Origin of the sequence: Gordonia sp. (in: high G+C Gram-positive bacteria) (genome assembly GCF_047600385.1) — a bacterium.
Taxonomy (GTDB): Bacteria; Actinomycetota; Actinomycetes; order Mycobacteriales; family Mycobacteriaceae; genus Gordonia.
Genome location: NZ_JASGKZ010000001.1, coordinates 1,842,335 through 1,854,563, shown reverse-complemented (window position 1 = coordinate 1,854,563; position 12,229 = coordinate 1,842,335). Strand labels below are relative to the sequence as shown.

General features: G+C 68.7%; 16 protein-coding genes. 5 read left to right on the top strand and 11 right to left on the bottom strand.

Annotation, left to right across the window (positions count from 1 at the left end; all coding sequences use genetic code 11):
• Positions 1–4 precede the first annotated feature (4 nt).
• The 8 genes from truA to infA all read right to left on the bottom strand — a co-directional run bounded on the left by truA (position 5) and on the right by infA (position 4,643).
• Positions 5–928: a tRNA pseudouridine(38-40) synthase TruA gene (gene truA, locus QM809_RS08185; protein WP_415045292.1), complete on the bottom strand. Its 924-nt coding sequence runs from the start codon at positions 926–928 to the stop codon at positions 5–7.
• Between the two features lie 19 nt (positions 929–947).
• A complete protein-coding gene (gene rplQ / locus QM809_RS08180) occupies positions 948–1,472 on the bottom strand; it encodes a 50S ribosomal protein L17 (RefSeq protein ID WP_415045291.1) in 525 nt (174 codons plus the stop codon).
• Positions 1,473–1,532: 60 nt separating this feature from the next.
• Complete coding sequence (locus tag QM809_RS08175) at positions 1,533–2,585, bottom strand: DNA-directed RNA polymerase subunit alpha (protein WP_415045290.1); 1,053 nt, start codon at positions 2,583–2,585, stop codon at positions 1,533–1,535.
• 92 nt (positions 2,586–2,677) lie between these two features.
• Positions 2,678–3,283, bottom strand: a complete 606-nt coding sequence (rpsD, locus tag QM809_RS08170; protein WP_415045289.1) for a 30S ribosomal protein S4 — start codon at positions 3,281–3,283, stop codon at positions 2,678–2,680.
• Positions 3,284–3,307: 24 nt separating this feature from the next.
• Positions 3,308–3,715 carry a 30S ribosomal protein S11 gene (gene rpsK / locus QM809_RS08165; RefSeq protein ID WP_415045288.1) on the bottom strand — a complete coding sequence of 136 codons (408 nt, stop codon included), beginning with the start codon at positions 3,713–3,715 and terminating at the stop codon, positions 3,308–3,310.
• Positions 3,715–4,083 (bottom strand): 30S ribosomal protein S13, encoded by a 369-nt coding sequence (gene rpsM / locus QM809_RS08160; protein WP_415045287.1) that lies wholly within the window; start codon positions 4,081–4,083, stop codon positions 3,715–3,717. Before rpsM ends, rpsK begins: the two co-directional genes overlap by 1 nt.
• A gap of 175 nt (positions 4,084–4,258) precedes the next feature.
• A complete protein-coding gene (rpmJ, locus tag QM809_RS08155; protein ID WP_024332746.1) occupies positions 4,259–4,372 on the bottom strand; it encodes a 50S ribosomal protein L36 in 114 nt (37 codons plus the stop codon).
• Between the two features lie 49 nt (positions 4,373–4,421).
• On the bottom strand, positions 4,422–4,643 hold the full coding sequence (gene infA / locus QM809_RS08150; RefSeq protein ID WP_003418601.1) for a translation initiation factor IF-1: 222 nt from the start codon (positions 4,641–4,643) through the stop codon (positions 4,422–4,424).
• A gap of 352 nt (positions 4,644–4,995) precedes the next feature.
• On the opposite strand from infA, the gene QM809_RS08145 reads away from it, so the two are divergent.
• The 5 genes from QM809_RS08145 (at position 4,996) to QM809_RS08125 (ending at position 9,173) form a co-directional block, all read left to right on the top strand.
• On the top strand, positions 4,996–5,736 hold the full coding sequence (locus QM809_RS08145) for a hypothetical protein (protein ID WP_415045286.1): 741 nt from the start codon (positions 4,996–4,998) through the stop codon (positions 5,734–5,736).
• A gap of 140 nt (positions 5,737–5,876) precedes the next feature.
• Positions 5,877–7,034, top strand: coding sequence for a hypothetical protein (locus QM809_RS08140; protein ID WP_415045285.1), 1,158 nt, complete (start codon positions 5,877–5,879; stop codon positions 7,032–7,034).
• A 28-nt stretch (positions 7,035–7,062) separates the two neighbouring features.
• A complete protein-coding gene (locus tag QM809_RS08135; RefSeq protein WP_415045284.1) occupies positions 7,063–7,461 on the top strand; it encodes a phage holin family protein in 399 nt (132 codons plus the stop codon).
• 9 nt (positions 7,462–7,470) lie between these two features.
• Complete coding sequence (gene dtd, locus QM809_RS08130) at positions 7,471–7,920, top strand: D-aminoacyl-tRNA deacylase (protein WP_415045283.1); 450 nt, start codon at positions 7,471–7,473, stop codon at positions 7,918–7,920.
• Positions 7,921–7,958: 38 nt separating this feature from the next.
• Positions 7,959–9,173, top strand: a complete 1,215-nt coding sequence (locus tag QM809_RS08125) for a glycosyltransferase 87 family protein (protein WP_415045282.1) — start codon at positions 7,959–7,961, stop codon at positions 9,171–9,173.
• 314 nt (positions 9,174–9,487) lie between these two features.
• Here the strand turns inward: QM809_RS08125 and map are convergent, their stop codons facing one another.
• Genes map through secY form a run of 3 tightly spaced genes read right to left on the bottom strand, consistent with a single transcriptional unit; the run spans position 9,488 to position 12,181 of the window.
• Positions 9,488–10,282, bottom strand: coding sequence for a type I methionyl aminopeptidase (gene map, locus QM809_RS08120; RefSeq protein WP_415045281.1), 795 nt, complete (start codon positions 10,280–10,282; stop codon positions 9,488–9,490).
• Positions 10,283–10,292: 10 nt separating this feature from the next.
• On the bottom strand, positions 10,293–10,841 hold the full coding sequence (locus QM809_RS08115; RefSeq protein WP_415045280.1) for an adenylate kinase: 549 nt from the start codon (positions 10,839–10,841) through the stop codon (positions 10,293–10,295).
• A complete protein-coding gene (gene secY / locus QM809_RS08110) occupies positions 10,838–12,181 on the bottom strand; it encodes a preprotein translocase subunit SecY (RefSeq protein WP_415045279.1) in 1,344 nt (447 codons plus the stop codon). Before secY ends, QM809_RS08115 begins: the two co-directional genes overlap by 4 nt.
• Positions 12,182–12,229 lie beyond the last annotated feature (48 nt).

The following is a 12,229-nucleotide window of genomic DNA, read 5'->3' as shown; positions in this document are numbered from 1 at the left end:
GGCCTCAGCCACCGCAGCAGCCGCCCGAACCGCCTTCGACGTCGCCGGGCCGGCGGATGTCCCGGGTGAGCTCGTTGCGGGCCGCCCACTCGCCGGGCGGCGGGTAGTACACCTGCGCCAGCGCCAGGCCGCGGGCCTGCGCCACCGGCACCTGCGGGCTGCGGGCACGCTCGTCGAGCAGCGCCGCGCACCACTCCGGCGAACGACGGCCGTCGCCCACCGACGCCACCGCGCCGACCAGGGAGCGGACCATCGACCAGCAGAACGCGTCGGCCTTGACGCGGCCGATGAGCACGCCGTCGTCGTCGCGCCGCCAGGAGAACTCCTGGAGTTCACGGATCGTCGTCGAGCCTTCGCGGAAGCGGCAGAAGGCGGCGAAGTCGTTGAGGCCGAGGAGCCGCGCGGAGGCGTCGTTCATCGCGGCGAGGTCGAGCGGCCGGGTCCAGTCGGCGGTCCGCCGCGCCGACACCGGTTCGGGACCCCACGCCGCATCCGTCAGCCGGTACTCGTAGCGCCGGGCGAGCGCGGAGAAACGCGCATCGAACTCCGCGGGCACCGCGTCGATCGCTTTGACCCGCACGTCGTCGGGAAGCATCTTGGCCAGCCGCCGGACCAGACGTGCCGGGTCGCCGCCGATCGACCGCGTGTCCAGGGCCGACGCGGGCACGTCGCAGTGGGCCACCTGGCCGGTGGCGTGCACTCCGGCGTCGGTCCGCCCGGCGACGGTGAGCCGGATCGGCACCCGCAGCACGGTCGCCAACGTGGTCTCCAGGGTCTCGCAGACGGTGCGGCGACCGGGCTGCGCGGCCCACCCGGAGAACTCGGTGCCGTCGTACCCGATGAGCAGCCGCAGACGCATCTCGCCGTCACCGGAGACGACGAACCCGCCGGCTCCCTCTGGGGAGCCGGCGGGCGTCGTCACAGACATCTCGGTCAGAGAGATCTGATCACTTCTCTTCGGCGGCACCGTCGGCGTCGGCGGCCTCGGTGGCGGCGTCATCGGCGGCCTCGGCGGTGGCGGTCTCGTCCACGGCCTCGGTGCTCTCGGCCTCCGCGGCAGCCTTCTTCTTGGAGGCGGCGGCGCGGGTCGCGCGGTCGGCCTCGGTCGAAGCGGTCTGCTCGGTCACCAGGGCGATGATGGCCATCGGCGCATTGTCGCCCTTGCGGGGCAGGGTCTTGATGATGCGGGTGTAACCACCGTTGCGGCTCGAGTAGAGCGGCGCGATCTCGTCGAACAGCTTCGCGACGATGTCCTTGTCGCGAATGTCCTTGAGCACCTGGCGACGGTTGGCGAGCTCGCCGGCCTTCGCGTGGGTGATCAGCTTCTCGGCGTACGGACGGAGCCGCTTCGCCTTGGCTTCGGTGGTGGTGATGCGGCCGTGCTCGAAGAGCGCCGTGGCCAGATTGGCGAGGATCGCCTTCTGGTGGCTGGCCGACCCGCCGAGGCGGGCACCCTTGGTGGGCTTGGGCATGGGATTCTCCTAGGAGGGGCGCCGATCGCAGACCGGCGGTCTCGAAATTTCTGTGACGAGCTACAGCTGCTCGGTCTCGGCGAAGTCCTCACCGGAGTCGTCGGTGTACGACGACTCGTCACTCCACGTGCCGGTGGCCGGGTCGTAGCCGGCGACCTGCGACGGGTCGAAGCTGGCCGGGCTGTCCTTGAGCGACAGACCCAGGCCGTGCAGCTTGACCTTCACCTCGTCGATCGACTTCTGACCGAAGTTGCGGATGTCGAGCAGGTCCGACTCGGTACGCGCCACCAGCTCGCCGACGGTGTGCACACCTTCGCGCTTGAGGCAGTTGTACGAACGGACGGTCAGCTCCAGATCCTCGATCGGCAGGCTGAACGCGGCGATGTGATCGGCCTCGGCGGGCGACGGACCGATCTCGATGCCCTCGGCCTCGACGTTGAGCTCCCGAGCCAGGCCGAAGAGCTCGACCAGGGTCTTACCGGCCGACGCCAGGGCGTCCCGCGCGGTGATGGAGTTCTTGGTCTCCACGTCGAGCACCAGACGATCGAAGTCGGTGCGCTGCTCGACGCGGGTGGCCTCGACCTTGTAGGTCACCTTCAGGACCGGCGAGTAGATCGAGTCGACCGGGATGCGGCCGATCTCGGCGCCGGTGGCCTTGTTCTGCACGGCCGGCACGTAGCCGCGGCCCCGCTCGACGACGAGCTCGATCTCGAGCTTGCCCTTGTCGTTGAGGGTCGCGATGTGCAGGTCCGGGTTGTGCACCGCGACACCGGCCGGGGGCACGATGTCGGCGCCGGTGACGGCACCGGGACCCTGCTTACGGACGTACATGGTGACCGGCTCGTCCTCTTCCGAGCTGACCACGAGGCCCTTGAGGTTCAGGATGATGTCGGTGACGTCTTCCTTCACACCCTGCACGGTGGTGAACTCGTGCAGGACGCCGTCGATGCGGATGCTGGTGACCGCCGCGCCCGGGATGGACGACAGCAGCGTGCGCCGCAGCGAGTTGCCCAGGGTGTAACCGAAACCCGGCTCCAGCGGTTCGATGACGAACTTGGAACGGTTCTCGGCGAGGACCTCTTCGGTGAGCGTGGGTCGCTGTGAGATGAGCATGGGTGAGTGTTTCTCCTTTGCCGCCCGCTATTTGACGGCGTACGAGGTGACAGCTGTGACTGTGTCGGTTCAGATGGCCGAAGCCTCGAGGACTACTTGCTGTAGTACTCGACGATGAGCTGCTCGGTGAGGGGCACGTCGATCTGTGCGCGCTCGGGCACCGAGTGCACGAGGATGCGCAGGGTCGACGGGACCACCTGCAGCCAGGCCGGGACCGGGCGATCGCCCAGGGTCTCCTTGGCGACCTGGAACGGCAGGGTGCCGAGCGACTTCGGCTTGACGTCGATGATGTCGTACTGGCTGACGCGGTAGCTGGGGACGTCCACGGCGACACCGTTCACGGTGAAGTGGCCGTGGCTGACCAGCTGACGGGCCTGACGACGCGTGCGGGCCAGGCCGGCACGGTAGACGACGTTGTCGAGACGGGTCTCCAGGATCTTCAGCAGCTCGTCGCCGGTCTTACCCGAGCGGCGGTTGGCCTCCTCGTAGTAACGACGGAACTGCTTCTCCATGACGCCGTAGGTGAAGCGGGCCTTCTGCTTCTCCTGCAGCTGGAGCAGGTACTCGGTCTCCTTGATCCGCGCGCGGCCGTGCTGGCCGGGCGGGTACGGACGACGCTCATACGCCTGGTCTCCACCGATGAGATCGACGCGGAGACGACGGGACTTCTTGGTTGCGGGGCCGGTATAACGAGCCATGTTTTCTTCTCTCTCCCTCTCCCGCTAGACCCGGCGCCGCTTGGGCGGACGGCAGCCGTTGTGCGGCTGGGGGGTCACGTCGGAGATGGTGCCGACCTCGAGGCCGGCTGCCTGCAGCGAACGGATGGCGGTCTCGCGACCCGAGCCCGGGCCCTTGACGAAGACGTCGACCTTCTTGACGCCGTTCTCCTGGGCCTTGCGAGCGGCGTTCTCGGCAGCGAGCTGCGCGGCGAACGGGGTGCTCTTACGCGAGCCCTTGAAGCCCACGTGGCCGGACGACGCCCAGCTGATCACGTTGCCCTCGGGATCGGTGATCGAGACGATGGTGTTGTTGAACGTCGACTTGATGTGTGCGTGGCCGTGCGGGACGTTCTTCTTATCGCGACGGCGAGTGCCCTTCTTGGGGCCGGCAGCGCGTGACTTGGGGGGCATTACTTCTTCTTCCCGGCGATGGTCTTCTTCGGGCCCTTACGAGTACGGGCGTTGGTCTTGGTGCGCTGACCGTGGACGGGCAGACCACGACGGTGGCGCAGACCCTGGTAGCAACCGATCTCGATCTTGCGACGGATGTCGGCCTGCACCTCGCGGCGCAGGTCACCCTCGACCTTGACGTTGGCCTCGATGTACTCGCGGAGCTTCGAGACGTCGGCGTCGGTGAGATCCTTGGCGCGCAGGTCGGCGCTGAGGCCGGTCGCTTCCAGGATCTCCTTGGAGGTGGTGCGACCCACTCCGTAGATGTACGTCAGTGCGATCTCCAGCCGCTTCTCGCGGGGGAGATCCACACCAGCAAGACGTGCCATGTGGTGTTCCTTCGATGATCAGAGGTCTGCTCCCGGTCCGCCCCGCCTCTGCGGCGGGCCCCGGCCTCTGGTCCGGGGGTCGGCGGTCGCGCGTCTGCGACCGCTGGTTCTGGGAGTTCATACGAATGCCGTATTCAGTTGTGTGTGATTCAAGCGACCCGAAGAAGGAAGCTGATCAGCCCTGACGCTGCTTGTGACGCAGGTTCTCGCAGATCACCATGACCCGACCGTTGCGGCGGATCACCTTGCACTTCTCGCAGATCGGCTTGACGCTCGGGTTGACCTTCACGTCGGCTTCTCCTTATTTCCGTCTCCCGGACCGATGTCCGGGCGGTGGTCTACTTGTAGCGGTAGACGATGCGACCGCGGCTCAGGTCGTAGGGCGACAGCTCCACGACGACGCGATCCTCCGGCAGGATACGGATGTAGTGCTGCCGCATCTTGCCGCTGATGTGAGCGAGAACCTTGTGTCCGTTCTCCAGCTCAATGCGAAACATCGCATTGGGCAGGGGCTCGACTACGCGTCCCTCGACCTCAATGGCTCCGTCTTTCTTAGCCATGTCCTCCGCGATCCTGGGCGACGACTCGCGTCTCCCGGTTGAATCCTTGGTTTTCCGCTACTGTCGGCACATCGCACACGGTTCCGCCCGCTCCGAGGGCCCGGAAGGACCGAACGAGAACAGGCATGCGGATACCGCACGACGCACCGAGAGTCCATGGTACGCGGATATCGCCGGTCGGACAAACCCGCCGCCGCACGGCTCGACGGCACGCCGGACACGGGCGCGCCGACATCGCTCCCGTCGCCGGACGGCCACCGTCGAACGGTCGTCGTCGAACCTCCGGCGACAGCCGGGGATTCACCTGTTCGGACGGTATCGCCGACCCCGTCCCATGGGCTACCGTCGCGCAATGATCCATGACCTCTTCACTCTCGCGGCCGACGACTCGGTCGCCGGCCTGGCAGGAGACCTGCTGTCCCGGCCTCGCGGCGACCTCTCGCTCGCCGCCGACACCACCGTCTACGACGCCTCGAGCCAGCTCCTCGCCAGACGTCGCAGTAAAAGCAAAGGCGGTCTCATCGGCCCGATCATCGTGGTCCTCCTGATCGTCGCCGCGGTCTTCGCCTGGAAGAAGCGCGACGCGATCAAGACCGCGGTCGGCGGTTCGGGATCGTCCGGTGCCGCGGGGCCCGGCGGCGCCCAGATGCCGCAGTACACCGGCGCCCAGCCCTTCCCCCCGCAGTACACCGGCGCCCAGCCGCTCGCCCCGCCGGGCACCGCGTTCCCGCCGCCGGCACCGCACGACGTGCAGGCCGCACTCAACCCCCAGACCCCGCCGCCGGTGCTCGCTCAGATGATCGCCAACCCCGGACTCCGGCCGTACGTCGCCGCCAATCCGGCCGCCGACCACGGTCTGCTGTCGCACCTGAGCACGCTCGGCGATCCGGCCGTCGATCAGGCGCTGCACGCCCGCGGCTTCGGTGGGCAGACCGCGTTCCCCGGTCAGCCGCAGCCCCCGACCCCGGGCTTCCAGGCCCCCTACCCCGGCGCCGCCCAGCCCGGCTCTCCCTATCCCGGTGCACAACAGTCCCCGTACGGCCCGCCGCCGGGCGGCCAGCACTTCCCGCCGCAGCACGGCGGACCCCGCTGACCGGGCCGCGGTTCCACCGGTCGAGGAGGATCGTTCCTTCCGCGCTCGCCGTATCACACGGCCCGTCACGGGTTCTGCGACACGAGAATTCGATCCGCCAGGTGATGTGACGTGCACCGCTGAAGTGCTAGCGTCGCGGCATGATCTCCGACTTCTTGCAGTTCGCCGCCGACGATTCGGCACAGAACCTGGCAGGTGAACTCCTCGCCAGACGAGGCGGAGGCGGAGGCGGCAAGGGCGGTTTCGTCTACGGCTCGATCGGCCTGATCCTTCTCGCGATGATCGTCGGCGCCCTGTGGAAGAACAGGGAGAAGGTGCGCCAGACGATCTCGAAGATGTCGAACTCGATCGGGGAGTCCGCCCCGACCCCCGCGCGCCATGTTCCGGGCCGGGTGCCGACCGCCCGATACGAGACGCCGCCGGAACCGCTGGACATCCAGGCGGCGATGAACCCGCAGACCCGGCACGAAGTACTGGCCCAGATGGTGAACGGCGATCCGAGCCTGCGTCCCTACGTGGCGGCCAATCCCGCCGCCCGGCCGGATCTGCTCGCCTTCCTCGCCACGCTCGGCGACCCCGCCGTCGATCAGGCCCTCGACCAGCGTGGTTTCCCGCGTCCGGGCGCGGCCGCGCCCGGAGCTTCGGGCCATCCCGGCCCGGCCCCCGCTGGCCCGCAGACCCCCGCCGGTCCGCAGGCTCCGCCCCCGCCGACCGCGGCACCCGGACCCCAGCGCCCCGGACCCGCTCCGCAGCTGCCGACCGCCGGACGGCCCGGCCGTCCTCTGGACCCGGCCTCCCCGGCCTCGGGCCCCGCGAATCCCGTGATGCCCCCGAAGGGTCCCGCGTCGTCCTCGAACCCGGCGATACCCCGACCCGCCGATCCGGTGGGCGGCGCTCCGGCGGCCCCGGCGAAGGACTCCGGCGACGATCACCCGCCGACCGGGCCCGCGGCGGCACCGGGGACTCCGCCGCCCCCGGCACCGTCCGGCCCTCCGCGGCAGGGCCCTCCGACACCGGGCCCTCCGATGCAGAGTCCTCCGAGGTACGCGACCCCCGCACCTCCCGGTTCGACGCCCCCGAAGCCCGCACCCGGCCAGCCCGGGCCGCCGTTCGGGATCCCGCCCGCCCCGGGACGTCCGTCCGCCCCCGTCGGACCGCCGCCGGCCGGATCGCACCCCGCCGGACCCCGCCCCGTCGGTCCCCGACCGCCCGGCCCGCCGCCGGCTCGACCGCATCCCGCCGGACCGCACCCTGCCGGACCTCCGTCCGGGAGCATGCACTCGTCGCCCCGCCGCTGACCTCGCCCGATTCTGACAGACTGGATCCATGAAGGCCTTCGTGATCCGGACCGCGCTGTCGGCGTTCGCCCTCTGGGTGGCGGTCTCCCTGGTTCCCGGGCTCGCGTTCGACTACGGCGACGCCGAGTCCGACTGGGCCAAGCTCGCGATCGTGCTCGCGATCGCCGTGATCTTCGGCCTGGTGAACAGCGTCGTCAAGCCGTTCGTGCAGCTCCTCGCGCTTCCGCTCTACATTCTCACGCTGGGTCTGATCCACATCCTGATCAACGCGTTCATGCTCGAGATCACCGCCTGGATCACCGATCACCTCACGCACTGGGGCCTCGAGGTCGGAAGCTTCTTCTGGGCCGCGATCCTCGGCGCCGTGGTGATCTCCATCGTCAGCTGGCTCACCGCCATGCTGATCCCCGACGACTCCAGAAGGTGAGCCGAAACCATGCGAGCAGTGATCCAGCGGGTGTCGAGCGCCTCGGTCACCGTCGACGGTGAGACGGTCGGGGCACTGGAGTTGAACGACGGCGAGTACGGTCTCGTCGCGCTGATCGGCGTCACCCACGACGACGGCCCCGCCCAGGCGGCCAAGCTGGCCGACAAGATCTGGCGGCTGCGCATCTTCACTCGCGACGACGGTCCCGAACGGTCCGCCGCCGACGTGCACGCCCCGATCCTGGTGATCAGTCAGTTCACCCTCTACGCGAACACCGACAAGGGTCGTCGACCGTCCTGGAACGCCGCGGCGCCCGGCGTCGTCGCCGAGCCCCTGGTCGATGCCGTCGCCGCCGAACTCACCCGGCTCGGCGCTGTGGTCGCCACCGGACGGTTCGGCGCCGACATGTCCGTCGCGCTCGTGAACGACGGCCCGGTGACCCTGATCCTCGACGTCTGAACGGCCGGCCCGCACCCCGGCGCTGGTATCCTCTCCCGGTGCCCGAACCTCGACGACTCCACGGCATCAAGCCCGGGTACCTGGTGGCCGGCGCCGCCGCTCTGCTGGCGCTGACCACGGTGATCGGGCTCTGGCTCGGCGTGTGGCACGGGTACCTGGATCTGATGGTCTACCGGCTCGGCGCCCAGACCTGGCTCGACGGCGACGACCTCTACGGCAGGCTGCCGCCCATCGGCGACATCCGTCTGCCCTTCACCTATCCCCCGCTCGCCGCGATCGCCTTCGCCCCGCTCGCACTGATGTCGCCGGGTGCCGCGAGCGCCCTGATGTTCCTGTTGTCGCTGGCCGCGATCGGGCTGACCTGCTGGCTGGTCCTGGCCCGGGTCGCCCCGCGGACGGACACGGGCACGCGGCTGGCGACAGTGCTGACGGTCCTGGCCTTCGCCGAGTACTGCGAGCCGGTCCGTGAGACGCTGAGCTTCGGGCAGGTCAACGCGATCCTGATGGCGGCCGTCGCGTTCGACGTGCTCAATCGCGTGCCGCGCTGGCCGCGCGGGATCCTGATCGGTATCGCGATCTCCATCAAGCTCACCCCGGCGGGTTTTCTGCTGTTCTTCCTGCTGCGCCGCGACCGGCGGGCGCTGGTCACCACCGTCGCCGCCGCCCTGGCATCGATCGGCGCGGCCTGGTGGATCGCTCCCGGGGACTCGCGGGAGTACTGGTTCTCGACGCTCGCCGAGACCGGACGCATCGGCGCTCCGTACTTCGCCGGCAATCAGTCCCTCAAGGGTCTCGTGTTCCGGCTGGGTCTGGCCGAGTCGACGTCGACGATCCTGTGGCTCGGTCTCTCCGCGCTCGCCGTCGTGCTGGCCGCCGTCTGGATGCGCAGACTGCTGGCCGACGACGATCCGGTGACCGCCCTCCTGGTCAACGCCGGGGTGATCCTGCTGATCTCCCCGGTCAGCTGGACCCATCACTGGGTGTGGGTGGTCCCCGCGGTGCTCGTGGCCCTGGCCGCGATCGTGCGGGGCCGGCGCGACCTCCGGTTCGTCGGCGTCGTCGCCTTCGTCACGATCCTGTTCTACGTCGGCCCGCACTGGCTGATGCCGAGCCGGAAGGACCGCGAACTGGCCTGGTCGTGGTGGCAGTGGATCGTCGGCGACCTGTACGCGCTCGTCACCGTCACGATCCTGATCGTCGGCGCGTGGTCGGCGTTCACCGCATCACGCACGACGCGCCCCGCCGCTCCCTGAACCGGATGTCTAAGCCTGTCGCCCTCTTCGCCCCTGAGCCGCGACCGAGGAACGAGGCCGCGCGTCGAAGGGTCCCGGCGAACGATCACGAAGACCCTTCGACGCGCAGGCTCGCTACGCTCGCGTGCGGCTCAGGGAACGAAGCAACGACTCGGAGGACGGAGCAGCGACTCAGGCAGCGGAGGGATCCCACCGCCACCGGAGATGCCGAAAGATCCCCCGCGAACACTCCCCGACGGCTTCGGAGGGAAGCCGAGAGGGGTGCTCGCGAAGGAGCTTCGAAGAGAACGTGTAGCGCGGGCGGTACGACCCGACTACGGGCGCAGGGTGAGGATCCGCGGACCGTCCTCGGTGACGGCCACGGTGTGCTCCCAGTGGGCGGCGCGCGTGCCGTCGTCGGTCACGACGGTCCAGTCGTCGTCGAGCACCGTCGTGTCGGGCCCGCCGAGGGTCAGCATGGGTTCGACGGCCATGGTCGAGCCGACCACCAGGACCTCTTTGCCGCGGCCGGGGCTGTCCTCGTTCGCGAGGAAGGGGTCCATGTGCATCTCGCGGCCGATCGCGTGACCGCCGTAGCCGTCGACGATCCCGAAGCTGCGGCCGAACTTCTTCTCCGCGGCGCGGGTGCCGGCCTCGATCGCGCGCGAGACATCGTTGATCCGGTTGCCGTCGATCATCGCGGCGATCCCGGCCTCCAGCGAGATCCGGGTGGCCTCGCTGACCTCGGCGTCGTCCCGGGACAGCTCGCCCACGCCGTACGACCACGCGGAGTCGCCGTGCCAGCCGTCGAGGATGGCGCCGCAGTCGATCGAGACCAGGTCACCGGGCTGAAGGATCGTCGTCGACGACGGGATGCCGTGCACGACGACGTCGTTCACCGAACTGCAGATGGAGCCCGGAAACCCATGGTAGCCCTTGAACGACGGCACGGCGCCCGCCTCGCGGATCACCGTCTCGGCGATCTCGTCGAGTTCGAGGGTGCTCACCCCCGGCCGGGAGGCCTCCCGGCACGCCACCAGGGCGGCGCCGACGATCGCACCGGCCGCCGCCATGGCGTCGAGTTCTCCGGCCGAGCGGAACGGGACGACCTTCCGCTTGCGGAAACGCACCACCGGAGGATCAGGCCTTACCGAGCTTGGTGAGGATCTGCTGCTGGACCTCGTCCACGGTGCCCATGCCGTCGATCTCGACGATCTGGTCGGCGTAGTGGTCGAGCAGCGGCGCGGTCTCCTCGTTGTAGACGCGCATGCGGTTGCGGATCACCTCTTCGGTGTCGTCCGCACGACCGCGGGCGAGCATGCGCCCGACCACCGCGTCCTCGTCGACGACGATGGAGAGCACGCTGTCGAGGGTGGCGCCCAGATCGGCCAGGATGGTCGAGAGCGCCTCGGCCTGCTCCACCGAGCGAGGGAAGCCGTCGAGCAGGAAGCCGTTCGCGGCGTCCGGCTCTCCGACGCGGTCGCGCACCATGTCGATGGTGATCTCCGGCGGGACCAGATCGCCCGCGTCGATGTACTTCTTGGCCTCGACGCCGATCGGAGTGCCCTGCGAGATGTTCGCGCGGAACAGGTCGCCGGTCGAGATGTGCGGAATGCTCAGAGCCTCCGACAGGAGTTCGGCCTGGGTGCCCTTGCCCGCTCCGGGAGGTCCGACGATGACGAGTCTCACTTGAGGAATCCTTCGTATTTGCGCTGCATCAGCTGACTGTTGATCTGCTTCAGACTATCGAGTCCGACGCCGACCATGATGAGAAGCGCGGTACCGCCGAACGGAAGGTTAGCAACCTCACTGTTACCGTTGCCGATCTCCAGGAAGAGGTTCGGCAGGATCGCGATGATGCCGAGGTACAGCGAGCCCGGCAGCGTGATGCGGCTCAGCACGTAACTCAGGTAGTCGGCGGTCGGCTTGCCCGGCCGGATGCCCGGGATGAAGCCGCCGTAGCGCTTCATGTCGTCGGCACGCTCTTCGGGGTTGAAGGTGACCGCGACGTAGAAGTACGTGAAGAAGATGATCAGCAGGAAGTAGATGACGATGTGCCACACGCTGCCCGGATCCACCAGGTTGCTCTGGATCCAGGTCCGCCAGCCGGTGCCGTCGGAGGTGTCACCGCCCTGCGTCAGGCTGATCACGAGCTGCGGGATGTACAGCAGCGACGACGCGAAGATCACCGGGATCACGCCCGCGGTGTTGACCTTGATCGGGATGTAGGTGGACGAGCCGCCGTACATCTTGCGGCCGACCATGCGCTTGGCGTACTGGACCGGGACGCGACGCTGACCCTGCTCGATGAAGACCACGGCGAGGAGGATGATCAGCGCGGCCAGGCAGACGAGGCCGAAGATGACGCCGCCGCGGCTGTTCAGGATGTTGCGGCCCTCCGCCGGGAGGCGGGCGGCGATGCCGGCGAAGATCAGCAGCGACATGCCGTTGCCGACGCCGCGCTCGGTGATCAGCTCACCGAACCACATCACGATGCAGGCGCCCGCGGTCATCACCAGGACCATGATGATCAGGACCATCAGGTTCTCGCGGTCGTGCAGGATGGCCTGCGGGTCGCAGTCGGGGCCGGAGGTGGGCAGCAGGTTGCCGCTGGCGGCCAGGGCCACGATGCCGGTCGACTGCAGCAGGGCCAGCGCCACCGTGAGGTAGCGCGTGTACTGCGTCATCTTGGCCTGGCCGGACTGGCCCTCCTTGCGGAGCTGCTCGAACCGCGGGATGACCACGGTGAGCAGCTGCACGATGATCAATGCCGTGATGTACGGCATGATGCCGATCGCGAACACCGACAGCTGCAGCAGTGCGCCGCCGGAGAACATGTTGATCAGCGAATAGATCTGCGCCGAGTCGCCCTGAGCGGCGGCGTCCACGCAACGGTTGATCTCCCGGAAGTCCACACCGGGCGACGGAAGCGTCGCGCCGAGGCGGTACAGCACGAGGATGAACAGGACGAAGAAGATCTTCTTCCTCAGTTCGGGCGTCCGGAAGGTCGCCACTACGCTGGAAAGCACTAACTCCTCCTACGACCGCGCTGGTCTCTCGACCGCAGCGGTGCTCGG

Coding starts and splice junctions, on each gene's coding strand:
- rpsM (WP_415045287.1), bottom strand. CDS start 4,083: ATGGCACGTCTTGCTGGTGTGGATCTCCCCCGCGAGAAGCGGCTGGAG.
- rpsD (WP_415045289.1), bottom strand. CDS start 3,283: ATGGCTCGTTATACCGGCCCCGCAACCAAGAAGTCCCGTCGTCTCCGC.
- QM809_RS08135 (WP_415045284.1), top strand. CDS start 7,063: ATGAAGGCCTTCGTGATCCGGACCGCGCTGTCGGCGTTCGCCCTCTGG.
- truA (WP_415045292.1), bottom strand. CDS start 928: ATGTCTGTGACGACGCCCGCCGGCTCCCCAGAGGGAGCCGGCGGGTTC.
- rplQ (WP_415045291.1), bottom strand. CDS start 1,472: ATGCCCAAGCCCACCAAGGGTGCCCGCCTCGGCGGGTCGGCCAGCCAC.
- infA (WP_003418601.1), bottom strand. CDS start 4,643: ATGGCTAAGAAAGACGGAGCCATTGAGGTCGAGGGACGCGTAGTCGAG.
- dtd (WP_415045283.1), top strand. CDS start 7,471: ATGCGAGCAGTGATCCAGCGGGTGTCGAGCGCCTCGGTCACCGTCGAC.
- rpsK (WP_415045288.1), bottom strand. CDS start 3,715: ATGCCCCCCAAGTCACGCGCTGCCGGCCCCAAGAAGGGCACTCGCCGT.
- QM809_RS08145 (WP_415045286.1), top strand. CDS start 4,996: ATGATCCATGACCTCTTCACTCTCGCGGCCGACGACTCGGTCGCCGGC.
- QM809_RS08175 (WP_415045290.1), bottom strand. CDS start 2,585: ATGCTCATCTCACAGCGACCCACGCTCACCGAAGAGGTCCTCGCCGAG.
- QM809_RS08140 (WP_415045285.1), top strand. CDS start 5,877: ATGATCTCCGACTTCTTGCAGTTCGCCGCCGACGATTCGGCACAGAAC.